27 protein-coding genes, 1 other RNA gene and 1 riboswitch are annotated in these 25,786 nt (G+C 67.5%); of the genes, 15 read left to right on the top strand and 13 right to left on the bottom strand.

The annotated features are described in order from the left end of the window. Nucleotides 1-141 precede the first annotated feature (141 nt). From AC1DNC_RS14250 to AC1DNC_RS14230, 5 genes are all read left to right on the top strand, one after another. Nucleotides 142-3,948 (top strand): multifunctional oxoglutarate decarboxylase/oxoglutarate dehydrogenase thiamine pyrophosphate-binding subunit/dihydrolipoyllysine-residue succinyltransferase subunit, encoded by a 3,807-nt coding sequence (locus AC1DNC_RS14250; RefSeq protein ID WP_476863174.1) that lies wholly within the window; start codon nucleotides 142-144, stop codon nucleotides 3,946-3,948. A gap of 94 nt (nucleotides 3,949-4,042) precedes the next feature. Beyond that, nucleotides 4,043-4,642, top strand: a complete 600-nt coding sequence (locus tag AC1DNC_RS14245; RefSeq protein ID WP_476863173.1) for a GDSL-type esterase/lipase family protein — start codon at nucleotides 4,043-4,045, stop codon at nucleotides 4,640-4,642. Nucleotides 4,643-4,799: 157 nt separating this feature from the next. Then, the gene (locus AC1DNC_RS14240; RefSeq protein ID WP_476863172.1) at nucleotides 4,800-5,627 is read left to right on the top strand and encodes a DUF4097 family beta strand repeat-containing protein; all 828 of its coding nucleotides are present in this window, start codon (nucleotides 4,800-4,802) and stop codon (nucleotides 5,625-5,627) included. Beyond that, a complete protein-coding gene (locus AC1DNC_RS14235) occupies nucleotides 5,627-6,238 on the top strand; it encodes a PadR family transcriptional regulator (protein WP_476863171.1) in 612 nt (203 codons plus the stop codon). The genes AC1DNC_RS14240 and AC1DNC_RS14235 overlap by 1 nt, the downstream gene beginning before the upstream one ends. Before the next feature lie 94 nt (nucleotides 6,239-6,332). Continuing rightward, nucleotides 6,333-6,407 (top strand): 50S ribosomal protein bL37, encoded by a 75-nt coding sequence (locus AC1DNC_RS14230; protein WP_369299106.1) that lies wholly within the window; start codon nucleotides 6,333-6,335, stop codon nucleotides 6,405-6,407. A gap of 101 nt (nucleotides 6,408-6,508) precedes the next feature. Here AC1DNC_RS14230 and rsrA read toward each other — a convergent pair whose 3' ends face one another. Then, entirely contained in the window at nucleotides 6,509-6,781 is a 273-nt protein-coding gene (gene rsrA, locus AC1DNC_RS14225; protein WP_476863170.1) for a mycothiol system anti-sigma-R factor, read from the bottom strand. Further along, the gene (locus AC1DNC_RS14220) at nucleotides 6,778-7,581 is read right to left on the bottom strand and encodes a sigma-70 family RNA polymerase sigma factor (RefSeq protein ID WP_476863169.1); all 804 of its coding nucleotides are present in this window, start codon (nucleotides 7,579-7,581) and stop codon (nucleotides 6,778-6,780) included. The genes rsrA and AC1DNC_RS14220 overlap by 4 nt, the downstream gene beginning before the upstream one ends. Before the next feature lie 304 nt (nucleotides 7,582-7,885). On the opposite strand from AC1DNC_RS14220, the gene AC1DNC_RS14215 reads away from it, so the two are divergent. The 8 genes from AC1DNC_RS14215 to AC1DNC_RS14180 all read left to right on the top strand — a co-directional run bounded on the left by AC1DNC_RS14215 (nucleotide 7,886) and on the right by AC1DNC_RS14180 (nucleotide 16,427). After that, a complete protein-coding gene (locus tag AC1DNC_RS14215; protein ID WP_476863168.1) occupies nucleotides 7,886-8,434 on the top strand; it encodes a DoxX family protein in 549 nt (182 codons plus the stop codon). Nucleotides 8,435-8,441: 7 nt separating this feature from the next. Then, nucleotides 8,442-9,845 (top strand): 3-phosphoshikimate 1-carboxyvinyltransferase, encoded by a 1,404-nt coding sequence (gene aroA / locus AC1DNC_RS14210; RefSeq protein WP_476863167.1) that lies wholly within the window; start codon nucleotides 8,442-8,444, stop codon nucleotides 9,843-9,845. Next, nucleotides 9,829-10,944, top strand: coding sequence for a ribosome small subunit-dependent GTPase A (gene rsgA, locus AC1DNC_RS14205; RefSeq protein WP_476863166.1), 1,116 nt, complete (start codon nucleotides 9,829-9,831; stop codon nucleotides 10,942-10,944). Before aroA ends, rsgA begins: the two co-directional genes overlap by 17 nt. Nucleotides 10,945-11,013: 69 nt before the next feature. Further along, entirely contained in the window at nucleotides 11,014-11,826 is an 813-nt protein-coding gene (gene hisN / locus AC1DNC_RS14200; RefSeq protein ID WP_476863165.1) for a histidinol-phosphatase, read from the top strand. 89 nt (nucleotides 11,827-11,915) lie between these two features. Next, nucleotides 11,916-12,029, top strand: a riboswitch (SAM riboswitch). Nucleotides 12,030-12,063: 34 nt separating this feature from the next. Further along, entirely contained in the window at nucleotides 12,064-13,485 is a 1,422-nt protein-coding gene (locus AC1DNC_RS14195) for an aminotransferase class V-fold PLP-dependent enzyme (RefSeq protein ID WP_476863164.1), read from the top strand. A 71-nt stretch (nucleotides 13,486-13,556) separates the two neighbouring features. Then, a complete protein-coding gene (locus tag AC1DNC_RS14190) occupies nucleotides 13,557-14,315 on the top strand; it encodes a class I SAM-dependent methyltransferase (protein WP_476863163.1) in 759 nt (252 codons plus the stop codon). Nucleotides 14,316-14,413: 98 nt separating this feature from the next. After that, complete coding sequence (locus AC1DNC_RS14185; RefSeq protein ID WP_476863218.1) at nucleotides 14,414-15,706, top strand: Nramp family divalent metal transporter; 1,293 nt, start codon at nucleotides 14,414-14,416, stop codon at nucleotides 15,704-15,706. A 10-nt stretch (nucleotides 15,707-15,716) separates the two neighbouring features. Beyond that, nucleotides 15,717-16,427: a metal-dependent transcriptional regulator gene (locus AC1DNC_RS14180; protein WP_476863162.1), complete on the top strand. Its 711-nt coding sequence runs from the start codon at nucleotides 15,717-15,719 to the stop codon at nucleotides 16,425-16,427. On the opposite strand, the gene AC1DNC_RS14175 is transcribed toward AC1DNC_RS14180, so the two are convergent. Continuing rightward, nucleotides 16,424-17,842 (bottom strand): MFS transporter, encoded by a 1,419-nt coding sequence (locus tag AC1DNC_RS14175; RefSeq protein WP_476863161.1) that lies wholly within the window; start codon nucleotides 17,840-17,842, stop codon nucleotides 16,424-16,426. The two genes, AC1DNC_RS14180 and AC1DNC_RS14175, sit on opposite strands and share 4 nt — an antisense overlap. Before the next feature lie 110 nt (nucleotides 17,843-17,952). Between AC1DNC_RS14175 and AC1DNC_RS14170 the strand changes: the two genes are divergently transcribed. Together AC1DNC_RS14170 and AC1DNC_RS14165 are read left to right on the top strand one after the other, a co-directional pair. Beyond that, nucleotides 17,953-18,324 (top strand): hypothetical protein, encoded by a 372-nt coding sequence (locus tag AC1DNC_RS14170; RefSeq protein ID WP_476863160.1) that lies wholly within the window; start codon nucleotides 17,953-17,955, stop codon nucleotides 18,322-18,324. 50 nt (nucleotides 18,325-18,374) lie between these two features. Further along, nucleotides 18,375-18,509 carry a hypothetical protein gene (locus tag AC1DNC_RS14165; RefSeq protein WP_261375082.1) on the top strand — a complete coding sequence of 45 codons (135 nt, stop codon included), beginning with the start codon at nucleotides 18,375-18,377 and terminating at the stop codon, nucleotides 18,507-18,509. Between the two features lie 106 nt (nucleotides 18,510-18,615). On the opposite strand, the gene ssrA is transcribed toward AC1DNC_RS14165, so the two are convergent. The 10 genes from ssrA to AC1DNC_RS14115 form a co-directional block, all read right to left on the bottom strand. Continuing rightward, nucleotides 18,616-18,984, bottom strand: a transfer-messenger RNA (tmRNA) gene (ssrA, locus tag AC1DNC_RS14160). Nucleotides 18,985-19,101: 117 nt separating this feature from the next. Next, nucleotides 19,102-19,572, bottom strand: a complete 471-nt coding sequence (smpB, locus tag AC1DNC_RS14155; RefSeq protein ID WP_175321881.1) for an SsrA-binding protein SmpB — start codon at nucleotides 19,570-19,572, stop codon at nucleotides 19,102-19,104. A gap of 39 nt (nucleotides 19,573-19,611) precedes the next feature. Then, the gene (locus tag AC1DNC_RS14150) at nucleotides 19,612-21,018 is read right to left on the bottom strand and encodes a peptidoglycan DD-metalloendopeptidase family protein (protein WP_476863159.1); all 1,407 of its coding nucleotides are present in this window, start codon (nucleotides 21,016-21,018) and stop codon (nucleotides 19,612-19,614) included. 25 nt (nucleotides 21,019-21,043) lie between these two features. Further along, on the bottom strand, nucleotides 21,044-21,958 hold the full coding sequence (ftsX, locus tag AC1DNC_RS14145) for a permease-like cell division protein FtsX (RefSeq protein WP_476863158.1): 915 nt from the start codon (nucleotides 21,956-21,958) through the stop codon (nucleotides 21,044-21,046). After that, the gene (ftsE, locus tag AC1DNC_RS14140; protein WP_476863157.1) at nucleotides 21,955-22,749 is read right to left on the bottom strand and encodes a cell division ATP-binding protein FtsE; all 795 of its coding nucleotides are present in this window, start codon (nucleotides 22,747-22,749) and stop codon (nucleotides 21,955-21,957) included. Before ftsE ends, ftsX begins: the two co-directional genes overlap by 4 nt. A gap of 196 nt (nucleotides 22,750-22,945) precedes the next feature. Further along, on the bottom strand, nucleotides 22,946-24,061 hold the full coding sequence (prfB, locus tag AC1DNC_RS14135; protein WP_476863156.1) for a peptide chain release factor 2: 1,116 nt from the start codon (nucleotides 24,059-24,061) through the stop codon (nucleotides 22,946-22,948). 128 nt (nucleotides 24,062-24,189) lie between these two features. Then, a complete protein-coding gene (locus tag AC1DNC_RS14130; RefSeq protein ID WP_476863217.1) occupies nucleotides 24,190-24,600 on the bottom strand; it encodes a pilus assembly protein TadG-related protein in 411 nt (136 codons plus the stop codon). 89 nt (nucleotides 24,601-24,689) lie between these two features. Then, nucleotides 24,690-25,130: a hypothetical protein gene (locus tag AC1DNC_RS14125; protein WP_476863155.1), complete on the bottom strand. Its 441-nt coding sequence runs from the start codon at nucleotides 25,128-25,130 to the stop codon at nucleotides 24,690-24,692. Continuing rightward, complete coding sequence (locus AC1DNC_RS14120) at nucleotides 25,111-25,530, bottom strand: TadE/TadG family type IV pilus assembly protein (protein WP_476863154.1); 420 nt, start codon at nucleotides 25,528-25,530, stop codon at nucleotides 25,111-25,113. The genes AC1DNC_RS14125 and AC1DNC_RS14120 overlap by 20 nt, the downstream gene beginning before the upstream one ends. Nucleotides 25,531-25,533: 3 nt before the next feature. Then, nucleotides 25,534-25,728 carry a hypothetical protein gene (locus tag AC1DNC_RS14115; RefSeq protein WP_476863216.1) on the bottom strand — a complete coding sequence of 65 codons (195 nt, stop codon included), beginning with the start codon at nucleotides 25,726-25,728 and terminating at the stop codon, nucleotides 25,534-25,536. Between the last annotated feature and the right edge of the window lie 58 nt (nucleotides 25,729-25,786).

Raw genomic sequence — 25,786 nt, 5'->3', positions numbered from 1 at the left:
CCCTTATTGGCGGTTTGGCCGGAATCGTCACTAGACTGGCAAAGGTCTGGGTTCACTGGACGCGGAGAACTGGTTCGATTGACGTGCTGCGGCACCGTGGAAACCAGCGGGAATCAAACTCATGGAAGAGGCGTATTTCAAGTGCCAGAGCAGCCTAGCCACCGTCTACCCGAGGAATTTGGCGGAAACGAGTGGCTCGTTGACGAACTGTACGAGCGGTACCAGCAGGACAAGAACACGGTAGACGCCAAGTGGTGGCCGCTTTTCGAATCCTTCGACGCCACCGACGGTTCCTCGACCAACGGCGCCTCGGCAACGGCCGTCGCGCACCCCTCCACCCGTGAACTTCCGGTTGTAGCGCAGCCCGCCGCAGCCCCGGCGCCGGCAGCCCCCGCTGCTCCGGCCGCAGCACCCGCAGCCCCGGCTGCGGCCCCTGCCCCCGCTCCCGCCGCAGCCCAGAAGGCGCCGGCAACCGTGGCCCGCGACGGCTCGAAGACCACCGAGCCCGGCGCCGGCACCCCCATCCCGGCCCAGCTGCCCAAGAACGTCAAGGCCCCCACCGCGCCGGAAGAAGACGTCGTCTCCGTGCTGCGCGGCCCGGCCAAGGCCATCGCCGCCAACATGGTGACCAGCCTCGAGGTGCCCACCGCGACGAGCGTCCGCGCCATCCCCGCCAAGCTCCTGATCGACAACCGCGTGGTCATCAACTCCAACCTCGCCCGCGCCCGCGGCGGCAAGGTCTCCTTCACGCACCTGATCGGCTACGCCGTCATCCGGGCGCTGGCCCAGTTCCCCTCCATGAACGTCTACTACGACGTCGTCGACGGCAAGCCCGTCGCCGTGCAGCCCGCGCACGTGAACTTCGGCATCGCCATCGACATGCCCAAGCCGGACGGCACCCGGCTGCTCATGGTCCCGAACATCAAGAAGGCGGAGACGCTCAACTTCTCCGAGTTCTGGCACACCTACGAGGACCTGATCAAGCGCGCCCGCAACGGCAAACTGACCGCGGACGACCACTCCGGCACCACCGTCTCGCTGACCAACCCCGGCGGCATCGGCACCGTGCACTCGGTCCCCCGCCTTTCCAAGGGCCAGGCGGCCATCATCGGCGTCGGCGCGCTGGACTACCCGGCCGAGTTCCAGGGCGCCAGCGAGAAGATCATCGCGCACAACGCCATCAGCAAGGTCCTCACGCTGACCTCCACCTATGACCACCGCGTCATCCAGGGTGCCGGCAGCGGCGAGTTCCTCAAGCTCGTGCACCAGCTCCTGCTGGGCGCGCAGAACTTCTACGACGAGATCTTCGAGTCGCTCCGCATTCCGTACGAGCCGGTGCGCTGGAGCCCGGACCTTCAGGTGGACCCGGCGGACGAGATCAACAAGGTCGCCCGGATCCAGCAGCTCATCCACTCCTACCGCGTCCGCGGACACCTGATGGCTGACACCGATCCGCTCGAGTACGTCCAGCGAAAGCACCCAGACCTCGACGTCCTGACCTACGGCCTGACCCTGTGGGACCTGGACCGCGAGTGGCCCACCGGCGGCTTCGGCGGCAAGCCGATGCTGAAGTTCCGCGACATCCTCGGTGTGCTCCGCGATGCGTACTGCCGCACCACCGGCATCGAGTACATGCACATCCAGGACCCGGAAGAGCGCAAGTGGTTCCAGGACCAGCTGGAGCACCCCTACTCGAAGCCGAGCCGTGACGAACAGCTCCGGATCGTCTCCAAGCTCAACGCCGCCGAGGCCTTCGAAACCTTCCTGCAGACGAAGTTCGTCGGCCAGAAGCGTTTCTCGCTCGAGGGCGGCGAGTCGCTGATCCCGCTGCTGGACGCCATCATCTCCGATGCAGCCGATGACGAGCTCGACGAAGTAGCCATTGGCATGGCCCACCGCGGCCGCCTGAACGTGCTCACCAACATCGCGGGCAAGACCTACGCGCAGGTCTTCCGCGAATTCGAAGGCACCCAGGACCCGCGCTCCGTCCAGGGCTCCGGCGACGTGAAGTACCACCTCGGCACCGAGGGCACCTTCACCTCGGACAACGGCAAGGAGACCAAGGTCTACCTCGCCGCCAACCCTTCGCACCTCGAAGCCGTGGACTCCGTCCTTGAGGGCATTGTCCGCGCCAAGCAGGACCGCCTGGACCAGGGCGAGTCCTTCCCCGTGCTGCCGATCATGGTGCACGGCGATGCCGCGTTCGCCGGCCAGGGCGTTGTCGCGGAAACGCTCAACCTCTCGCAGCTGCGCGGCTACCGCACCGGCGGCACCATCCACGTGGTGGTCAACAACCAGGTCGGGTTCACCACGGCGCCGTCGTCCTCGCGTTCCTCCACCTACTCCACGGACGTCGCCAAGATGATCCAGGCTCCGGTGTTCCACGTGAACGGCGACGACCCGGAGGCCGTGGTCCGCATTGGCCAGCTCGCCTACGAGTTCCGCCAGCGGTTCCACAAGGACGTTGTCATCGACATGGTCTGCTACCGCCGCCGCGGCCACAACGAGGGCGACGACCCCTCGATGACGCAGCCGCTGATGTACAACCTGATCGAGGCCAAGCGTTCGGTCCGCAAGCTCTACACCGAGTCGCTGATCGGCCGCGGTGACATCACCGAGGAAGAAGCCGAGCAGCTGCTCCGCGACTACCAGGAACGCCTCGAGCGGGTCTTTGCCGAGACCCACGCAGCGCAGACCTCCCCGATCCCGATCATCACCGCGGATTCCGCCGCTGTGTCTGACCTGGAACGGCCTTCCGCCCAGCAGTCCGACACTGGCATCAGCGCCCCGGAGTCCACCGCGATCTCCACCGAGACGCTGGCCCGGATCGGCAAGGCGCACGTCGAATTCCCCGAGGGCTTCACGGTCCACGCCAAGCTCAAGCAGCTGCTTGAGAAGCGTGAGCAGATGTCCCGCGAAGGCGGCATCGACTGGGGCTTCGGCGAACTGGCTGCCTTCGGCTCGCTCAGCATGGAAGGCGTCCCGGTCCGGCTCGCCGGCCAGGACTCGCGCCGCGGCACCTTCGTGCAGCGCCACGCCGTCTTCCACGACCGCGCCAACGGCGACGAGTGGATGCCCCTGGCCCACCTCTCCGATGACCAGGCCAAGCTGTGGATCTACGACTCGCTCCTGTCCGAATACGCGGCCATGGGCTTCGAATACGGCTACTCGGTCGAGCGCCCGGATGCCCTGGTGCTGTGGGAGGCGCAGTTCGGCGACTTCGTCAACGGCGCGCAGACCATCATCGACGAGTTCATCTCCTCGGCCGAGCAGAAGTGGGGCCAGCGGTCCTCGCTGGTGCTCATGCTGCCGCACGGCTACGAGGGCCAGGGCCCGGACCACTCCTCGGCACGGATCGAGCGCTTCCTGCAGCTGTGCGCGGAGGAGAACATGATCGTGGCCAACCCCACGACGCCTGCCTCGCACTTCCACCTGCTGCGCCGCCAGGCGTACAGCCGGCCCCGGAAGCCGCTGATCATCTTCACCCCGAAGCAGCTCCTGCGCCTGAAGGCCGCGGCGTCCTCGGTGGAGGACTTCACCACGGGTACCTTCCGGCCGGTCATCCCGGAGCACGAGCAGCTGCAGTCCGACGCCGTCGAACGCGTCCTGCTGGTCTCCGGCCGCCTGTACTACGACCTGCTGTCCACCCGGCAGAAGACCGGGGACACGACGACGGCGATCATCCGGGCCGAGCAGCTCTACCCGCTGCCCGCCGCGGAAATCGCTGCCGAGCTGGCCAAGTACCCGAACGCCGAAGTTGTCTGGGCGCAGGACGAGCCCGCCAACCAGGGACCGTGGCCGTTCATTGGCTTGAACCTGCCGGATGCGCTGGACCGCCGCGTGCGCCTGGTTTCCCGGCCCGCCTCGGCTTCCACCGCGGCAGGGTCGATGAAGCGCCACGCAGCCGAGCAGGACGCCCTGCTCAAGCAGGCATTCGCACGTAAGTAAGAGCAGGCTGCCCGGCCGGAAGTGGAACACCACGACTCCGGCCGGGCAGCTTCGTTTAAGGCTTTGAACCGGCATTGGGAATGAAGAGGTAGTCGTGGAAGATCGGAAGCTGCGGATCGCAGCCGTTGGAGATGAGCTGCTGGCCGGCCTGGGCGACCCCCGGGCGCTGGGCTGGCTGGGACGGGTGCTCGCCCGCACTCCGCACGACGGACTTAGCCTCGAAAGCTACTCACTGCCCTGCCCGCAGGAAGGGACCGAGGGGCTGGCCGAGCGCTGGCTCGAGGAAGCCGGCCGGCGTTTCGGCCCGCAGCATGAAAACCGCCTGGTGATCGGCCTGTCCGGCCGTGACATCGAGTTCGGGCTGTCCACCGCCCGCAGCCGGCTCAACCTCGCCAACATCCTGGACTCCGCCTCGCAGAACAAGATCGAGGTCTTCGTCGTCGGGCCGCCGCCGACGCTGGACCCCGCCCAGAACCGCCGGCTGGGCGAGCTCAACACTGCCTTCGCCGACGTCACGACGCGTCGCAAACACCTTTACGTGGACACCTTCTCGCCGCTCTTGAACCACGAACAGTGGCGGCAGGACCTCGCGGCCAACGGCGGAACCCCGGGCCAGGCCGGCTACGGCCTGATGGCCTGGCTCGTGCTGCACCGCGGCTGGTTCCAGTGGCTGGGACTGGACGCACCGGAGTAGGCCCGGGCTCTCCCGGCCGATCTGGGGCAGGCGCCTGAAATCCTCTCGCGATATATCTTGACTGGCCCCTAGTCGCGATATACCGTGTTTCCATAGTCGCGATATATCGCAAGCGGCGACGCTGGCCCGATCGCATCCGTCCGCCTCCGGAGGAACCATGGAACAGAACACGTGGACCGTTACCGGTCCCCAAACCATCGACGTCGACGGCGTCCGCTCGCTCAAGCTCGGCATTGTCCGGGGCCGCTTCGACATCGTCACCCACGACGAGGACGTGGCCCGCATCGAGGTTTCCGAAATCGATGGCGATCCGCTGGCGGTCAGCCTCACGGACGGCCGGCTCGAAGTGCGGCACCAACTGCACGGCCCGCAAGGCTGGTTCAAGAACCTGATGGGCACGGTCAACAACAGCTCCAGCAATACGGTGGTGATCAGCATCGCCGTGCCGGCCGGCGTCGACGTCGAGGCCGGCACCGTCAGCGGCGACGGCATGGTTTCCGGCGTCAGTGGCCACACGAGGCTCAACACCGTTTCCGGCTCCGTCCTGGCCGACGGCACCACGGGCGAACTCGCCGTGAGCACCGTCAGCGGCGAAGTCATCGCCCGCAACCACCACGGCGTGCTGACGGCCAAGAGCGTCTCTGGCGAGGTCACGGCCTCGGGCGAGTTCAGCAACATCCGCGCCAATACCGTCAGCGGGGACCTGAGCTTCGACCTGCACGGCTTCACCCAGGACTTCGGCGCCAACTCGGTCTCCGGCGATGTCACGATCCGGCTGCCGCATGACGTCGGCGTGGACATCATCGCGAAGTCGGCCAGCGGCGCGGTCGTGATTGACGACCAGCGCTACATGCAGCCCGGCGGGACGCTGCAGACCATCGCCGGCCCGGACGCCAAGCTGATGCTGGTCCGGACCAACTCGGTGTCGGGGAAGACCTCGATCTTCCACGGCCAGCCCAACCCGGACGCCGAAACGGGCCTCTGATGCCTCCGGTCTTTGCCCACGGCGCGCTGCGGCTGTACCTGCTGGCCCTGCTGGAGTCCGGCCCGAAGCACGGCTACGAGCTGATCAAGGCGCTCAGCGACCGCTTCGGCGGCACCTACTCCCCCAGCGCCGGCACAATCTATCCGCGGCTGGCCAAGCTTGAGGAAGAGGGGCTCGTGGCCACCCGCACGGAGGGCCGGCGGACCAATTACAGCATCACCCCGGCCGGACTGGTGGAACTCAACAGGCGGCGCGAGGACGTGGCAGGTGTGGAGGAGGACATTTCCGCCTCAGTCCGCCGGCTGGCCGACAAGCTGCGGCAGGATATCCGCGTAAACATGCAGGGGCTCCGGGCGGACCTTGCCGCCACGGCCGAGGCGGCGCGCTCAACGGCCCGCAGCGCCGCGTCCCCGGCAGGGGCGCGTTACTCCAAGGAAGGCGACCGCCGGCTGCGGGAGGCCGAAATGCTGGTGCAGTCTTTCCGGGACGACATCCGGGTCGAGCTGCGCCGGCACGCCGGGGCGAGGCCAGTCAGCCCGGTCACCCTGGAAACCGTCAAGACAGTCCTGGACCAGGCACGGATCTCCATCCGGAACTCATTGGACGATTGAGGCCCCGACGGCGGGCTCCCGGTTCGCGGCGGGTCCGCCAATGTGGGAGACTTGAGGGCAGCTCTTTTGAGTACCAAGATTAAGGAGGCCAGCTATGAGCAAGCGTGCACGTAAACGTCGTGACCGTAAGCGTGGCGGCGCGAACCACGGTAAGCGCCCCAACACCTAAGCCACGGCTTGGATTGAAAGCTCTAAGTGAAAGACCCCGGGAACCTGACGGTTCCCGGGGTCTTTCGCTGTCTGCGGCGCCCAAGCTTCCGCTGGCGGCGCTCAGGCGTCCGCGTCGGCCTCAACCGGGCCGATCGAGTGGATCCGGTCCAGGATGGAGTTCTTGAGGTTCTCCGGCGCGGCCTCGGTGCAGGAGCGCTTCACCATCACGCGAATGATGCATTCGAGGTCATACTGCTCGTGGCACTCCGGGCACTCGTCGAGGTGCTTCTTGATCTCGGCGATGTCATCGTGCGTCAGGGCCCCGTCGAGGTACTCGTAGATGCGCTGCATCCGGGTGTCGTCGCAGTCGCCCAGTCCCTGGCAGTCGCTCATTTCCTGTTCTCCTGATTGTTGCTTTCGGCCGCTGCGGCGGGATCGCCGGCGGCCCTGAATCCCCGCTCGGCCGCATAGTCGGCCAGCATGTCCCGCAGCATTCTCCGGCCGCGGTGCAACCGGGACATGACGGTCCCGATGGGGGTGTTCATGATGTCTGAAATTTCCTTGTACGCGAAGCCCTCGACGTCGGCGAAGTAGACGGCAAGCCGGAACTCCTCCGGAATCGACTGCAGCGCCCGCTTCACGTCCGAATCCGGCAGATGGTCCAGCGCTTCGGCCTCCGCAGAGCGCAGCCCGGTCGAGGTGTGCGACTCCGCGCGGGCCAACTGCCAGTCCTCGATGGTGTCCGAGTTGGACTGCAGCGGTTCGCGCTGACGCTTGCGGTACAGGTTGATGTACGTGTTCGTGAGGATCCGGTACAGCCAGGCCTTGAGATTCGTCCCGGGCTTGTACTGGTGAAAGGCGGAAAACGCCTTCGTGTAGGCCTCTTGGACCAGATCCTCGGCGTCGGCCGGATTCCGGGCCATCCGCATTGCCGCGGAGTAAAGCTGGTCAACGTACTGCATCGCGTCGCGCTCGAAGCGCACTCGGCGCTCGTCCGTAGTCTCAGCCGCGGTGTCCAGCGGCTGGCCGGTGCCGTCCGCTGCTACGGTCTCTGCGGCTGTCCGTTCCGCAACGGCCTCGTCCACCGGGGTGGTGACCGCCGCGCTGCTGGCGGCGGTTGCCTCGGAGGGCTTGGCGTCGTCGTTTCCGGCAACCTCGTGCATGGCCGCAACGGCCGGATCCATGGTGCTCATTGCCTTCAAGTCTACTGTCACCTTCGGGCGGCCGTTTAAGGCTCCCGTCCGGGCCGCGGCCCATGGGTCCGCAGCGGTTTCTTCCAATAGCCCGGATTCTTTAACCAGAATCAAACCTCCGCCTTCCTGCACAGGCCGAACAACCGGCCGTGCACCTCGTTACTGCGCTGGTTTTCCCGCCCCCATTTCGGCTGGATTCTGTCTTGCACAACCGCGCACAACGGGCAAATATTCCGCAAAAGTGCAAGACTAGAACCGGTTCTCCCGCATAGCGTCCGCGGTTCGTCCATCCAGGAGGAAATTCATGTCCTTTGTCCGCTTTCTCGCCCGTCCCATGCTCGCCTCCAGTTTCGTGCTCGCAGGCATGGACAAGCTAAAGAACGCGGATGACACGGCAACCCAGCTGTCTCCCCTGCTGCGCCGCGCTGCCGAGTCCCTCCCCTTTCAGGCCGATGAGAAGGTTTTGGCCCGCGTGATCGGCGGCACCCAGGTGGGTGCCGGCGTGTGTCTGGCCCTGGGTAAGTCAGCCCGCCTCGCCGCCACCGTGCTCGCTGTCATCTCGGCGCTCAATGGTTTCGTGGAATGGCGCAGTGCGGACATCTCCTCCAAAGAAGGCCGGGACGCCCGGCGCAAGCAGCTGCTGAAGAACGTCTCGCTGACCGGTGGAGTGTTGCTGGCTGCCGTGGACACCGCGGGTAAGCCGAGCCTGGCCTGGCGCGCGGAGCACCTCGCGGCCGACGCCCGGAAGACCACCGCGCACCTCGCGGCCGACGCCCGGAAGACCACCGGCAAGAAGCTGAAGAAGGCTGACAAGGCGGTACGCAAGGCCGTCGACCACGCTGTCGGAGCCTAAGACGGCAATGACTGGCACCACCCCCACCGCAGCGGCCCCTTCCCTTCCGGCTGGCGGCGGTTCGCACTGGCCTGCGCCGTTCGCGGAACGTCCCGTCGACGCGACCGTGACGGTTCCAGGGTCCAAGTCCCTGACGAACCGGTATCTGGTTCTGGCCGCCCTCGCGGACGGCCCGTCCAGGCTGCGTGCCCCGCTGCACTCGCGGGACTCGGCCTTGATGATCGAGGCCCTGCGGCAGTTGGGGGCCACCATTACCGAAGTGCCCGGCGACGGCGCCTACGGCCCTGACCTGGCCATCACCCCCATCACGCTCGAGGCTGCCGCCGCGGACACCGCGATCGACTGCGGCCTCGCCGGCACGGTCATGCGCTTCGTCCCGCCGGTTGCCGCGCTGCACCGCGGCCGGACGGTGTTCGACGGCGATCCGCACGCCCGCAAACGGCCGATGGGCACCATTATCGAAGCCCTGACCGGCCTCGGCGTGGCAGTCGGCGCGCCGGACGGCGGACCGGCATCGTCGTTGCCGTTCTCCGTCGAGGGCACGGGCGAAGTCCGCGGCGGCCACCTCGTCATTGACGCCAGCGCCTCATCCCAATTTGTCTCCGCCCTGCTGCTGGCCGGCGCCCGCTTCACCGAGGGACTCCACTTGGAGCACCGCAGCAGCGACGGATCAAACAGGCCGGTGCCGAGCCTTGACCACATCACCATGACGGTGGCCGCGCTGCGCGGCGTCGGCGTGGCGGTCGATGACTCGGTGCCAAACCACTGGGTGGTCTCCCCCGGCCCCATCCGCGCCTTCGACCAGCGGATCGAACAGGACCTCTCCAACGCCGGGCCGTTCCTCGCGGCGGCGCTTGCCACCCGTGGCACCGTACGGATCCCCAACTGGCCGGCCGGGACCACGCAGGTGGGGGATCTCTGGCGCGGCATCCTCGCCAGCATGGGCGCCACCGTGACGCTGGAGGGCGGCACGCTGACCGTGACCGGCGGTCCGGAGATCAAGGGCGGCGACTTCGACGACACCAGCGAGCTCGCTCCCACCGTGGCAGCCCTCTGTGCCCTGGCCGACGGCCCCTCCCGGCTCAGCGGAATCGCCCACCTCCGGGGCCATGAAACGGACCGGCTCGCCGCCCTCGTTGCGGAAATCAACCGCCTCGGCGGCGACGCGGAAGAAACCGAGGACGGACTCATCATTCGGCCGGCGACGCTGCACGGCGGCGTCGTGCGCAGCTACGCGGACCACCGGATGGCCACCGCCGGTGCCATCCTGGGACTTGCCGTCCCCGGGGTCCAGGTCGAGGACATCGACACCACGGCCAAAACCATGCCCGGTTTCCCGCAATTGTGGACGGCCATGCTCGGCCGGACAGGCCCCGCAGACAAGGACGCCGCCGGTGGCACGCAGCACTGATTCCTGGGACGAATCCGACGTCAGGATCCGCCCCAACAAGAAGGGCTCCCGCCCCCGCACCAAGGACAGGCCCAGCTACGACGACGCCGTCACCGGCCGGATCGTCACCGTGGACCGCGGCCGTTACACCGCCGTCGTCGGTGAGGGCACAGCCGACGAACGTAAGATCATCGCGGCCCGGGCCCGGGAGCTGCGACGCAATCCCGTGGTTGCCGGGGACTTCGTCTCCCTCGTCGGGGACGTCAGCGGCGAACCCGACACCTTGGCCAGGCTGGTCAAGATCCAGGACCGCCGGACGCTGTTGCGCCGCAGCGCGGACGACACGGACCCGATCGAGCGCGCCGTCGTCGCCAACGCCGACCAGCTCGTCGTCGTCGTAGCCGCGGCAAACCCGGAACCGCGCACCGGTTTCATCGACCGCGCCCTCGTGGCCGCCTACGACGCCGGCATCGAGCCCCTGCTGCTGGTCACCAAGGCCGACGTCAAGGATCCCGCCGAGCTGCTGGCCAACTACCAGCACCTCGACTTCCCGGTCATCATCTCCAAGACGGCGGATTCGGCCGCCTCAGGCATCGACGCCCGCTCCGACGACGGACTGTCCGCCCGGTTGGACAAGGCCGCGGTCTCGCAGCTGCGAGAGCACCTCGACGGGAAAGTTACCGTCATGCTGGGCCACTCCGGCGTCGGCAAATCCACCATGGTGAACGCCCTCACCGGGGCCGAACGGGCCACGGGCGGCGTCAACGCCGTCACCGGCCGGGGCCGCCACACCTCCTCCTCGGCGCTGGCGTTGAAGGTCAGCGATGCCCCGGCCGGCAGCTGGATTATCGACACCCCGGGCATCCGGTCCTTCGGCCTGGCCCATGTGGACCCGGACCGGATCCTGCGCTCCTTCCCGGACCTGGCACCGGGCACCGACGACTGCGAACGGGGCTGCAAGCACGACGCTACCGCCGTGAACTGCGGAGTGGACGCGTGGGTGCAGGGCGGCCACGCGGGCCCGTCGGGACCGGCGCGCCTTGCCTCCCTGCGCCGGTTGCTCGGCACGGATCCGCGGATGGAAGCGCAGGAAACCAAGGAACTCGGCAGCGTCTCCTAGCAGCGCCCACTAGGCAGGCTGCGACGTGGCCTCCCGGTCCTCGGGGCGTTTTGACGGTAGTTTGGAAGCATGAGCCAACCAGCTTCGAGCTACAACGATGACCTGCGCCTTGCCCATGTACTGGCAGATTCCGTAGATTCCCAGACCATGAGCCGCTTCAAGGCGCTCGACCTTCGGATCGAGACGAAGCCGGACCTCACCCCCGTCACCGACGCGGACAAGTCCGCCGAGGAGGCCATCCGCGGCCAGCTTTCCCGCTCCCGCCCGCGCGACGCCGTCCTCGGCGAAGAGTTCGGCAGCTCCGGCCACGGCTCGCGGCGGTGGATCATCGACCCGATCGACGGCACCAAGAACTTCGTCCGCGGCGTCCCCGTCTGGGCCACCCTGATCGCCCTCGTGGACGAAGGCGAACCTGTGGTCGGCGTCGTCAGCGCCCCTGCCCTGGGCAAGCGCTGGTGGGCCGCTAAAGGCGCCGGCGCGTACATGGGCCGCTCACTGGCCGCCGCCACCCGGCTGAAGGTCTCCAACGTCTCGCGGCTTGAGGATGCGTCCCTCTCCTATTCCAGCCTCGGCGGCTGGAAGCAGCGCGGAAACCTCGACGAGTTCCTCGGCCTTACCGAGGAGGTCTGGCGCACCCGTGCCTACGGCGACTTCTGGTCCTACTGCCTCGTGGCCGAGGGCGCCGTCGACATCGCCTGCGAGCCGGAGCTCAACCTCTACGACATGGCCGCGCTCGTCCCGATTGTGACGGAGGCCGGGGGCCGTTTCACCTCGCTCGAGGGCGAGGACGGCCCCTTCGGCGGCAACGCCCTGGCCACCAACTCGATCCTGCATTCGGAAGTCCTGAAGCGCCTCAACCCCGGCCTCGACGACCTGCTGTAGCCTGGCGCGCCCACGGCAGTCCGTAACACTGCGCTTCACATTCCGGCCTGCCTTTTCGGCGCGGCCGGCCATGTCCTAGGCTCGAAGCAGGTCACGAGTGCCAGCGCTAAACCCCGGTTTGCTGGCCGGCAACCCTCCATTCGCGGCGGGGTGCCCCGGGTGACGACCTGGCCGGTCCGGAGCGGACCCGGCAAGCGCGGATCCCCTGTGAGCGGGGTCCTTTTCGAGCGAGGTCCCATGACGACTGCCACCATCCCCAGCCACAGCCCCTCCCCCGCCGCCGTTGGCGACGCACGTATCGACGCCGCCCGCCAGCCGCTGTCCGCGGTGTCCGGCGCTGAAATCCAGGCCCCACTGATCCAGGGCGGCCAGGTCCGCTACGCCAACCTGGACTACGGAGCCTCGGCCCCGGCACTGTCCGTGGTGTCCGCCTACCTGAACGAGATCCTGCCGTACTACGCCAGCGTGCACCGCGGCGCCGGGTACGCCTCCCAGCTGAGCACCTCAGTGTACGAAAACGCCCGGAACATCGTCCGCGACTTCGTCGGCGGCCGGCCGGACGACTCCGTGATCTTCACCCGGAACACCACCGACTCGCTGAACCTGCTGGCCGGCTGTTTGCCGGCCGACGGCGGCCGGCACACCGGCGAGGTGCTCTACCTCGACATCGAGCATCACGCCAACCTGTTGCCCTGGCAGAACGTCCCGCACCGCAGCGTCGTGGCGGCCCCCACCCTGCGCGGCACCGTGGAGCGGCTGCGGGCGGAACTCGCCCTTGGCGGCGTCAGCCTGCTCGCCGTGACCGGCGCCTCCAACGTCACCGGCGAAATCCTGCCGATCCGCGAACTGGCCGCCCTGGCACACGAATTCGGTGCCCGGATCGCCGTCGACGCGGCCCAGCTCGCCCCGCACCGCCGGATCGACATCGCCGCGGACGACGTCGACTACCTCGCTTTCTCCGGCCACAAGCTCTACGCCCCGTTCGGCGCCGGCGTGCTGGTGGGACGGCCGGACTGGCTGGACGCCGGCACCCCGCATCTGGCCGGCGGCGGCGCCGTACGGGACGCGCGGCTCGACTCCGTCAGCTGGACCACGGGCCCAGCCCGCCACGAGGGCGGCTCCCCCAATGTCCTGGGTGCGGCCGCGCTGGCCCGCGCCAGCCAGGTCATCGAGGCGCTCGACGAGCAGCAGTGGCACGCCCACGAGGACGCCATCCGCTCCTACCTGGTCGAGGGGCTGCAGCTGATCGACGGCGTGAGCGTCCACCACATCTTCGAGGACACCGCCCTGGCGACCGGCCCCGGGACGATCGGCGTCGTCAATTTCTCGGTTGCCGGTTACGACGCCGGACTGGTCGCGGCCTACCTCTCCGCCGAGCACGGCGTCGGCCTGCGCGACGGGCGGTTTTGCGCGCACCCGCTGCTGAAGCGGCTGGGCCTGCCCGCCGGCTCGCTCCGCGCCAGCTTCGGCCTCGGGTCGCGGCTTGAGGATGCCGAGCGGCTGCTCGCCGGAATACGGGAGCTGCGGCACAACGGCCTCGGCTGGGACTATGTCGTGGACGCCGGACGGTGGGTGCCGGCCAACGACACCCGCAGCTACCCGCACTGGGCGCCCAACACGCCTGGCACTGCCGGTGCCGCCCCCTGCACCGCCGACTAGGGGCTCCGGGGTCCAGCCCCGTGCGGTAAATTCGGATGGTACTTACCAAAAGCTGCCGAAGGAGATCGCACGTGGCACGCGGCGGCCCCAAACTCCACCACCACCGGCGGCAGGAGCTCGGACAGAGCTTCCAGGACGGCGGCGAGCACTACGACCGGGTACGGCCCGGCTATCCGGCGGACTCCGCCGACTGGCTGATCCCCGCCGGGGCAAGCGACGCCGCCGACTTGGGCGCAGGCACCGGCAAGTTCACGGCCCTGCTGGTCGAGCGCGGGCTCCGGACCGTGGCCGTGGATCCGTCCCTGGACATGCTCGAGCAGCTGCGCCGGGCCCTGCCGGGCGTCACCGCCGTCGAGGGCACCGCCGAACACACAGGCCTGCCGGCGGAGGCCTTCGACCTGGTCACGGTGGCGCAGGCCTGGCATTGGTGCGATCCGCTGCTGGCCAGCACCGAAGTGGCCCGGATCCTGCGCCCGCACGGCGTGCTTGGCCTGGTCTGGAACCAATTGGACACCTCCGTGCCCTGGGTGCACCGGCTCTCCCGGATCATGCACGCCGGGGACGTCCACAAGCCCCACTTCAGGCCGCCGCTGGGTCCCGAATTCACCGGGCTGCAGAGCCATCTCACCCGCTGGGAGGACCCGGTGACCACCAGGGACATCATGGAACTGGCCAAGTCCCGCAGCTACTACCTGCGGGCCGGCGAGTCCACCCGTGCCAAGGTGCTCGGCAACCTCGACTGGTACCTGCACGAACACCTCGCGCACGGCCAGGATGAGATGGTGGCGCTGCCCTACCTGACGCAAAGCTGGCGCGCCACCAAAGCCTGAGGTTTCCGCGTTGCACCGTCGCCGCCGCGACGCCTATGATTTCGGTGTGCCTAACTTTTGCGTGTAGGCACTCAGGAACTTCTTGGGAGCCCGCAGTGCTGGAAACAACCGGACACGAACCCCAGCCCGCAGGGCACCCGCCTGCCCGCAGGATCCGGGGTAGCCGCCGGGCCCTCCTCGGCCTGCTCGGCCCCGCGTTCGTGGCCGCTATTGCCTACGTGGACCCCGGCAACGTCGCCGCGAACCTCACGGCCGGCGCCCAATACGGTTACCTGCTCGTCTGGGTGCTTGTTGCCGCCAACGGGATGGCCGTGCTGGTCCAGTACCAGTCCGCGAAACTCGGCATCGTCACGGGCAAGAGCCTCCCGGAGATCCTCGGCGAGCGGCTCAGGCCCGCCTGGCGCCGCGCTTTCTGGGTGCAGGCCGAAATCGTGGCCGCGGCGACGGACCTGGCCGAAGTGGTGGGCGGCGCGGTGGCCCTGTACCTGCTCTTTGGCCTGCCCCTCCCCCTCGGCGCCGTCATTGTCGGCGGCATTTCGATGGCCCTGCTCGCGGTGCAGAGCCGGAACCAGCAGCGTCCGTTCGAGTTCGTCATCATGTTCCTGCTGGGCATCATCACCGTCGGGTTCCTGGCCGGGCTGTTCATCAGTCCGCCTGACCCGGGCGGCGTCGTAGCCGGCCTGGTTCCAGGATTCCAGGGCCCGGACACCGTGCTGCTGGCCGCGAGCATGCTCGGCGCCACCGTGATGCCGCACGCCATCTACGTCCACTCGGCGCTCTCCCGTGACCGGCACCGGCCCAATCCCCATCTCCACGTCCCACCGCACGCCATTGCACGGCTGGTCAAGGCCACGCGCTGGGACGTCGTCGCGGCGCTGGCCGTCGCCGGCATCGTCAACATCGGAATGCTGCTGCTGGCCGCGTCCACGCTGGGCGGCGAAGGGGGAACGGACACGATCGAAGGCGCGCACGCCGCCATCACGGCCAACCTCGGTCCGGTGGTGGGTGTGGTCTTCGCCGTCGGACTGCTCGCCTCCGGCCTGGCCTCCACCTCGGTGGGCTGCTACGCCGGCGGCACCATCATGCAGGGCCTGCTCAAGATCCGGATTCCGCTGATGACGCGCCGGGTACTCACCCTGGTTCCCGCCGTCGTGCTGCTCGCCGTCGGCTTCGACCCCACCTGGGGACTGGTGCTCAGCCAGGTGGTGCTCAGCTTCGGCATTCCCTTCGTGCTGGTCCCCCTGGTGGTACTGACCAGCAGCAAGACCCTGATGGGCCAGTTCGCGGACGGCCTGACCCTGCGCGTCGCCGCCGTGGTCAGCGTGGTCCTGGTGGTGGCGCTGAACCTGGTCCTGCTGTGGCTCACCTTCACCGGTGCCGCCGGACGGTAGGCTTGGGGCTGTGAAGACCAGTCCGCCCTCCTCCTCGATCGAGGACTACGTCAAGGTCATCTACTCCTTCACGGAGTGGCAGGACAAGCCCATCACCTCCACGCAGCTGGCCCAGCGCCTCGGCGTCGCGAACTCCTCGGTCTCCGAGATGGTCCGCAAGCTCAAGGACCAGGGCCTGGTGGACCACAAGCCGTACAGCGCCGTCACCTTGACCGCGGACGGCGTGCGGCTGGCCCTCTCCATGGTCCGGCGGCACCGGCTGATCGAGACCTTCCTTGTCCAGGAGCTTGGCTACCGCTGGGACGAGGTCCATGACGAGGCCGAACTGCTGGAACACGCCGTCTCCGACACGTTCATTGAGCGGATGTCCGCCAAGCTGGGCAACCCGGTCCGCGACCCGCACGGGGACCCCATTCCGGCCGCAGACGGTTCGGTCCTGATGCCGCCGGCGTACCGGATGAGCGAGCTCGACGACGGCCACACCGGCCGGATCACCCGGATCAGCGACGAGAACCCGGAGCTGCTTCGCTACCTCGCTGCGGAGCAGATCGACCTGGACGCCGACGTCGAGGTGCTCGGCCGGAAGCCGTTCGGCGGCCCGCTCGTGGTCCGTATCGGCGCGGGAACGGCGCTGCGCGAAGTCGACCTCGCCGACGAGGTGGCCTCCGCGCTCTGGGTACACAGCGACGCCGCCCACTCCGGCTGCAGCGTCGCCCCCTAGTCCGCCCGGCCGCCCGCGTCCTGGCTCTGCCCCTGACCCTGCCCCGGCGGCGGATTCCGGATCCCGACGGCGGACGCCAAGGCGCCCGCGATGAAGAGTCCCGCGGTGACCGCCGCTGTGCCGTGCAGGCCCGACGTCGTAATCACCGGCCCGGTGATGAGGCCGGCAAAGGCGATGGCCACCAGGCCCGCGATACGGGCGACCGCGTTGTTCACGGCCGATCCGATGCCGGCTTCCTCCGGATCCACGGCTCCCAGGATGGCCGAAGTCAGCGGCGCCACGGTCACGGCCAAACCGACGCCGAAGACCACCAACCCGGGGAAGACCTGCGCGAAATAATCCAGCGGCAGTCCGATGCCCATCAGCATGAGGAAACCCGCCGCGCAGAGCAACGGCCCGGCGGTCATGAACCAGCGCGGGCCGAACCGGCCCGAGAGTGCCCCGATTTTGGCTGAAAGCAGGAGCAGGATCAGGGTGGACGGCAGCAGGGCGAAGCCGGCGGCCGTGGCGCCCAGGCCGGCGACCTGTTGCAGGAAGAGCCCCAGCACGAAGAAGCCGAGGTTCAGCGCGCCGTAGATAACGGTGGTGGCGATGTTGCCCCAGCCGAAATTCCGGATGGCGAAGAGGCGCAGCGGCATCATCGGCGCCGGGGTCCGCCGTTCGTGGAGCAGGAAGGCGGTGAGACCGGCGACGCCGAGCACCAACGGCAGCCAGACCTGCGGGGCGCCCCAGCCAAGGGTCCCGCGTTCGATGAAGGCATAGACGATGCCGCCCAGTCCGATGATCGCCAGTACGGTTCCGGCGACGTCAATGGTGCTACCGGGCGCGCGCCCCAGGTCCGTCTCCCGGAGCTTGCGCAGGGCCGGCCACACGGCAACCGCCGGAACTATGTTGAGGAAGAAAATGACCCGCCAGGTGAACACGTCCACGGAGATACCGCCAAGCACGGGGGCCGCCACGATGGCCCCGGACGTCCAGGCGGACCACTTGCCAATCGCTGCGGACTGGGCCGGGCCGCTGAACACGGTCACGATCAGGGCAAGCGAACTGGGCACCAGCAGGGCTCCGGCGACGCCCTGCAGCCCGCGGGCCACAATCAGCGACTCCCCGTTCCAGGCCAGGCCGCAGAGGATGGAGGTGGCGGTGAAGCCCGCGAGACCCCATTCCAGGACCCGCACCCGGCCAAACTGGTCCGAGAGGGATCCCGCCACGAGGATGAGTGCCCCCAGGGTCAGCAGGTAGGCGTCCACCACCCATTGCTGGACCACGAGGCCGCCGCCGAGCTCCCGGTTTATCGCCGGGAGGGCAAGGTTGACCACGGACCCATCCAGGAAAGCAATGAAGGACGCGATGATCGCCACGTACAGCACGCGCTTCTCAAGGCTGGACATGGCTGCGGCGGGAGTGCCGGACATGGCTGCTGCCTTCCTCACTGCCTGTTTGGGGGCGGGCGCCGGGTTTGGGATGAGCCTAGCACCGGCCGCCCGGCAGCTGTCGATGTGCCGGAATCCCGTAAAGTTGAAGGATGGTTACGAGACGTGAAGCTGCCCAGACCCTTGATATTCCGCTGGAAATGGCGCACCGCCACGGCATTCCGTCCCGCTTGTCCGACGCCGAACTGGACGAACTGCTGGACAACCCGCCTGCGTGGCTGCTGCAGTCCCGGGCCAACCGGACGGGCAAACGACCGGTTTGGGTTCAGCTGACCTGTGCCGTGTGCGGCTTCTCCGAAACCGCCCGGCCCAAGAAGTGGTGGCCGGAGTTCAGCTACGTCTGTTGCGCGCACCACGCCCCGTACGAACTGCCCGCCCTGCACTCCGGGCTGGTCCGCAGCGAGTACGAGGGCGTCGGGAGCCGCTTCATCGGCATCGTGGACGTCGCGGTACCCGAGGCGTAGCCTTAAAAGCACGGGCTCATCCCGGGCCCCCACCTTTTAGGGAGCGCGAAATGCCTGACAAGTCGCCGCACCGGCACCTGACCAAGAAGCCGGTCAAAACCATCAAGGAAAAACGGGCCGAGAAGAAGGCCAAGCACATCGTGGACGAGCACACCGATCCGGTGGCCCACATCAAGAAGCGCTGACTGGCGCCCGCCGTCGGACGCAACGAACTAACAGCACAACAAAAAGGCCGGAAGCTGATGCTTCCGGCCTTTTGCTACGGGGGGAGCTCCGTTGCCGGGGCTCCCTATGTGGAGATGGGGGGAATTGAACCCCCGTCCGATGTCGTGTTGTCAGGGCTTCTCCGGGCGCAGTTTGCGTCGGATTTTCTCGGCCCCAGCCATCCTGCAAACAGGTGGCTGATCCGGGCCCAGTCATCAAAGAGTCCCGTTCACCCCGATGACGGAGGTAAACAGCAGTGGCTATCTAAATGACGCCAGGATCCGGGGCAATAGCAACCTCGGGCTGACGGACTGTCTTACTGCTTAGGCAGCGAGAGCGAAGTCAGTGCGTTTTGATTCGGCACTTATTGGTTTGCAGACAGCGTTTACGAGATAATTCTGCATCCTCGGCCCGCTTCACCTGTCGCGACTAACATCGTCGAAACCGATCATCCCCGTATTTTTTTATCAACTTTTCCAACTATCCGGACCGGATCCCAGCGGATCCTTCCCGGATTACCAAGCATAACGCACCCATGCGGGGATTCATTCCCGCAGGTTCCGGAAGCGCCGGCTAGCGTCGGTTCCGCTCGCGCATGACGCGCAGGGCCTCGCGCTTGTCCTGCTGCTCACGCAGCGTCTGGCGCTTGTCGTATTCCTTCTTGCCGCGCGCGACGCCGATCTCGACCTTCGCCCGCCCATCCACGAAGTACAGCTGCAGCGGCACGATCGTGAAGCCGGATTCGCGAATCTTGTGCGAGATCTTGGTCAGCTCCTCGCGGTGCAGGAGCAGCTTGCGACGCCGGCGGGCGGCGTGGTTGGTCCAGCTCCCCTGGTGGTACTCGGGGATATGGATTCCCTCCATCCACAACTCGTCGTTGTAGAAGGTGCAAAAGCCGTCAACCATTGAGGCGTGGCCCTCGCGGAGGGACTTGACTTCGGTGCCCATGAGCGCGATGCCCGCCTCATAGGTGTCCATGATGTGGTAGTCGTGCCGGGCCTTGCGGTTGGTGGCCACTACCTTCCGGCCACTTTCTTTAGGCACGGTGAAACTCCTTAGTCGATGGATCGGGTTAGTTCCAGTTTAGAGCAGGCCCATCGGGTCGACTGCCTGGCCATTGACCCACGTCTCGAAGTGCGAGTGGCAGCCGGTTGAGTTGCCGGTGGTCCCGGAGTAGGCGATCAGCTGCCCCTGGCTTACCTGCTGGCCTGCCGAGACCACCACGGAGGTGTTGTGGTAGAAGATCGTGGTCAGCGAGTTGCCCTGCACGACACCGTGGGAGATCTTCACGTGGTTGCCGCCGCCGTCGTTCCCCCACCCTGCGGAGAAGACGGTTCCGGCCGCCGGAGCATAGACCGGGGTGCCGCAGGGGGCGCCGAAGTCGATGCCGGTGTGCATGTATCCGCCCTGGCCGTAGAAGTCGATGGTGCCCGGCGGCGTTGCGCGCCAGCCGAAGCCGGAGGTGATCGGAATGCCGTTGAACGGGCTGCGCAGGCCGAACGCCGAGACGGGTCCGGGAGGCGCCGGTACGTAAGGCGCGGGCGGTGGCGGAGCCTGGTTTCGGGCCCGGGCCGCGGCGGCGGCCGCGGCCGCCCGGGCTGCGGCGAGCCGGCGCTGTTCGGCTTCCCAGGCCTCGCGCAGCTTCCGGTCGCGTTCGACAATTTCGGCCGCGACGGCGTCCTGCCGGGCTTTCACCTTCGCGAGCTGGCCCTGGATGGCGGGTTTGGCGGCCTGCAGCTGGCGGTTGAGCCGGCTGGTGTCGGCGATCAGCTTGTCCACCGTCGCCTTCTTGGCTGCCGCCTCGTCGCGGGCTGCCTGCTCGCGGACCAGGGCCGCGTCGGCCTTGGACTTGAGGTCGGCGATTTCCGCCTCCACCGCCTGCAGGCGCGCCTGGGAGTTGACGTTCGTGGCGTTCTGCTGGGTCAGCTTGTCCATCGCGGAGTTCTGGCTTCGCAGCGCCTGGTCCGCCAGGTCGATGGTGTCGGTCAAGCTGCCATTGTTGGAGCCAAAGAAGAGCGAGAGGTTGGACGGCACGCCGCCGGACTTGTAGGCCTGGGTGGCGATCTGCCCGATCAACTTCCGGGTACTGGTGATCTTCTTCTGGTCATTCGCCAGCTGCTGGGTGATCTTGGCCTTATTCTGCTGGGCCAGGTCCACACGGGCGGCGAGGGCTTCGACTTCCTTGACGGCTCCGGCCACGCGGCCCTGGGCGTCAAGCAGCGCCTGCTGCGCGCCGGGCAGCTGGCCCTGGTAGATGACCAGGTCGCCTGCGGCCTTGGCGATGCGTGCGTCCACGAACTCCAGCGAATGCTGGACACGTTCGGCCTCAGCCCGGAGGGCCGCCTGCTGGTCCTCAAGGGTGTCGGCGAATGCCACCGGCGTCGAAGCACCCAGGTTGGCGGCAAGGACCAGCACCACCGCGGCGCTGATCAGTCGGCCGCGGCGGACTCCTTGGCGGGCCGGGTCCGTGCGTCGGGCCATCGGATTCATGAGCATTCCTCTTCGTTGCGCAAAGTTAGACCCTCAAGTAGCGGCGGAGGGTCAGGAGTGATGATGTCCCGGCCAGCAGGACGCCCAGGCCGACCAAGGCCGGAGCCAGGATCAGCGTCTGGGCCGGGGAAATGAAGGCGGTGTCCGGATACTGCTTGGACAGGAACTCGCCGAGGAAGAAGTGCGCCACGGCCCACAGCGTGCCGGAGGCGAGAGCCGCGCCGATCACTGCCGCAATGACGCCCTCCAGGATGAAGGGCAGCTGAATAACCGTCTTAGACGCTCCGACGAGACGCATGATTCCGGTCTCCCGGCGGCGGCTGAAGGCGGAGAGCCGGATGGTGGTGGCGATCAGCAAGATGGCGCAGACAATCATCACGCCGGCGACGCTGACCGCCACCAGCGAGGCGGCGTTCATCGCGGAAAACAGCCGTTCCAGGAGCTGGCGCTGATCGATGACCGACTCGACGCCGGGCTGCGAGGAGAAGTTCTCGCTGATGACCTCGTACTTTTCCGGGTGCTTCAGGTTGATCCGGAAGGACGCGGGAAGCTGGTCCGGGGTCACGGAGTCGACAATCGGCGAGTTGGAGAACTGCTCCTTGAAGTGCTTGTAGGCCTCGTCCTTCGATTCAAACTGGAAATCGTTGACATACTGGGCCACGGCCGGCGACTGCAGCAGCTTGCGCAGGTTCTGCTGCTGTTCCGGGGTCGCCGGGCCGGTGGCGCAGCCTGGCGACGTCGAACCGTCGCTGCAGAGGAAGACGGCGACCTGGACTTTGTCGTACCAGTAGCCCTTCATCTGGTTAATCTGCAGCTGCAGCATGCCGGCCGCACCGACAAAGGTCAGGGACACGAAGGTCACCAGGATGACGGAGACCACCATGGACAGGTTCCGGCGCAGGCCGCTGCCGATCTCGGCCAGGATAAAAGCGAGCCTCACAGCGTGCCCTCCCCTGCGCGCTGGGCCTCACCGTTGGCGGCGGCGAAGTCGGACGGTTCTCGGCCGCTCGCGTCCCGCAGCCGGCGGGACTGTCCCACGACCGGAATCATCGAGGTGTAAAGGGCTTTGGCCTCGTCACGGATAATGACGCCGTTGCGCAGTTCCACCACGCGCTTGCGCATTTCGTTGACAATGTCGTCGTCGTGGGTGGCCATGACGACGGTGGTGCCGTTCTGGTTGATCTTGTCGAGGACGCCCATGATGCCCATAGAGGTGGTCGGGTCGAGGTTTCCGGTCGGCTCGTCCGCCAGCAGGATGCCGGGACGGTTGACGACGGCGCGGGCGATCGCCACGCGCTGCTGCTCGCCGCCGGAGAGTTCGTGCGGCAAGCGGTTTTCCTTGCCTTCCAGGCCCACGGTCTTGAGGACTTCGGGCACGGTTTCGCGGATGACGCTGCGGCTCCGGCCAATGACCTGCATGGCGAAGGCTACGTTGGCGAACACGGTTTTCTGCGGCAGCAGGCGGAAGTCCTGGAAGACGACGCCGATCCCCCGGCGAAGCCGCGGCACCCGCCAGCTGGAAATCTTCGCCACGTTCTGGCCAGCGACGTAGACGGCGCCCGAGGAGGCGCGGTCTTCTTTCAGCACAAGACGCAGGAAGGTCGATTTTCCGGAGCCGGATGCTCCCACGAGGAAGGCGAACTCGCCACGGTCGATCTCAAGGTTGATCGAATCCAGCGCCGGTCGCGCGTTCTGGTCGTAGACCTTGGTGACATTTTCGAAACGGATCATGGCCCTAATACCCTGCAGGAGCCGGGCATTTTCAGACCAGTTCTGCTGCCGGGGCGCGGGCTTTCTTTTGGGGGAAGTAGGGCACCGGCCCCTCGACTATACGCACGGGTAACAGCGCAAGGGCCGGAGGGCCGGGGTGTGTCGCGGGATTTGGCTGGCGGCGGCCCGGTCGTGGAACGGGCCGCCGGCAGTCCGTCTAGTTCTCGGCGTTGCGGTTGTCGGTCCGCCAGCGGATGCCGGCGTCGATGAAGTCGTCGATCTCGCCGTCGAACACCGCGGAGGTGTTTCCCACCTCGTGTTCGGTCCGAAGGTCCTTGACCATCTGGTACGGGTTGAGCACGTAGGAGCGCATCTGGTCACCCCAGGATGCCTTCACGTCGCCGGCGAACGCCTTCTTCTCGGCGTCTTCCTGCTCTTTCTTGAGCAGCAGCAGGCGGGACTGCAGCACGCGCAGGGCGGCCGCGCGGTTCTGCAGCTGCGACTTTTCGTTCTGCATGGACACCACGGTGCCGGTGGGGATGTGGGTCAGGCGGACGGCGGAGTCCGTGGTGTTGACCGACTGCCCGCCCGGGCCGGAGGAGCGGAAGACGTCGACGCGGATCTCATTGTCCGGGATGTCGATGGAGTCTGTCTGCTCGATCAGCGGGATGACCTCGACGGCGGCGAAAGACGTCTGGCGGCGGCCCTGGTTGTCGAAGGGGCTGATCCGGACCAGCCGATGGGTGCCTGCCTCCACGCTCAGCGTGCCGTAGGCATAGGGCGCCTTGACCTCGAAGGTGGCGGATTTCAGCCCGGCTTCTTCGGCGTAGGAGGTGTCCATGATGGTGGTCGGATAGCCGTGGCGTTCGGCCCAGCGCAGGTACATGCGCAGCAGCATCTCGGCAAAGTCCGCCGCATCCACGCCGCCGGCGCCGGCCCGGATGGTAACCACGGCCTCGCGCTCGTCGAACTCACCGGAAAGCAGCGTGACCACTTCGAGGTCCTTGAGGGCTTTGCTGATCGATTCAAGCTCCGTGGCGGCGTCAGCCATCGAGTCGGCGTCGTCCTCGTCCTGGCCCAGCTCCACGAGGACTTCCAGGTCGTCGATCCGGGCGGCCAGCTTGTTCAGCCGCTCCAGTTCCGACTGCTTGTGCGAGAGCTTGGACGTGATGACCTGCGCGGCCGCGGGATCATCCCAAAGGTTCGGCTCGCCGGCGCGCTCGCTCAGTTCGGCGATGTCTTCCTTCAGCGCATCGACGTTCGAAACATTCTCGATCGAGGCGTAGGTGGCGCGCAGCGCGCGGATTTCTGCGGGAAAATCAATGTTTGCCATGGTTTTTCAAGCCTACGCTATCCGTCGTGGGCGCCCCCGCCCGGGGCCCCGGTTGCTCTCTCACTTAGGGCTGCTCTGGCGCCACTTTGGCCGCCATAAGTGAGAGAGCAACGGGGTGACGCGGCCTGTCAGCGGGTGAGGCGGGAGCGCGCCGTCGACGTCGCCTCGATCCGGATGCCGTCGGGGACCAGGAAGTTGACGATGGGCGGGTGGACGGCGGCGCTGAGGACCACGACGGCGGTGGACCCGTCGGGGCTGCCCGTCGCCGGGCCGACGGCCAGGCCGCTGAACCGGGCGAAGGCGCCGTTGCGGTTCAGATAGTCGGCTGCGGTGCTGCGCACCCGGCCGGCGTTGAGCACGGCGGCGGGGCTGCCGGAGCTGCCTTCCAGCTGGCCCAGGGTGAAGCTGTCCGCAGCGGCCACGGATGCCCCGTCAGCCAGGGACAGCAGTTTCTTGTGCTCGATGTAAACGGTGGACGCCGCCGCGACGACGGTGGTGACGAGCAGTGCGAGCAGCACGTAGCCAATGATCAGCACCATCAGCTGGCCGCTCTCGCTGTCCTTGCCGGACGCGGCTCCCGGCTGCGGGTCGGTCCGACGCTCGGTCCGACGGCAGTCGTGCCGGGCGGTCATCGGAACCGCCCGACGATCTGTGTGGCGGAGGCGCTCAGGTGGCCGGCGTCGAGCCGCAGGGCGTCGCTGAACGGCACGAACGGCAGCGGCACCGTGAGCCGCACCGTGACCGTGACGGCCGATCCGGCGGCCGTGCAGTCCGCGGGCACGCAGCTGGTTTCCATGCTCGCGTTTTCCGTCGGCTGGCCGTAGTCGGCGAGCGCTAGCTGCACGGCCTGTTCCGCGGCGGCCCGGCCACTCGCGGCGTCGGGCTGGGTAACGTAGACCTTGGCTGCCTGGTCCGCGGCGCCGACCACCGCGAAGGAGCCGCCCTGAAGCTGGCCGACGGTGATGATGAAGTAAACCACGGGCACCATCAGCAGGAGCGACAGGAAAGTGAACTCGACGACGGCACTCCCCCGTTCGGCGTCGTCGTCCTTAGTGCTGGATGGCGGCATGTCCCTTCACTTCCAGAAGTTCCCGTGGCCCGATCAGGCCGATGACCGGCAGCGGCGCGCGAACCGTCACCTCCAGCGTGCGGATGCCGGCGTAACTGGTCTCGGCGGTGCTGACGTCCCGGGCAAACTCCGGGGTTAGGGCCACCCCGATCAGCTGCGCGGTGCGCTCCTTGGCGTCTGCCGCGCCGCGGTCCGCCAGGGTTCCGTACCGGGCGCCCGAAGCTGCGGCGTCGATCAGGGTGTTCCGAACATGCAGGACGAGGGCAAGTTGGATGATTCCCAGGAAGAACAGTGTCAGCAGTCCGCCGACCAGGACAAAGTCGACGACGGCGGAGCCGCGTTCCGGGCCAGGGCGGCCGGCTTCCTGGCTGGCGGGACCATCACTGCCGGCCGGGTCCACCGGCTACTGCCCGACTTTTTGCATGGCCTGGTTGAAGAGCCCTTCCAGCGCCGGGCCCGCGAGCGCCAGCAGCGCGGCAACCAGCACCGCCGACATGAGCGTGATCATTACCCAGCCAGGGACGTCCCCACGCTCCCCGGGATCAGGACTGCAGTGCGACCGGCCGCCCGTCCGGCCCGGCTGCCGGCCGCTCTGCACGGCGCGCGGCCTCCCCGGGCGCCTGTCCGCTCCGGCGGACCGCCACAGCTGCGTGGCC

The organism is Arthrobacter sp. 01N442 (assembly GCF_056399345.1).
Note: the sequence above shows the minus strand (reverse complement) of the source record. Positions and strands in the feature narration are given on the sequence as shown.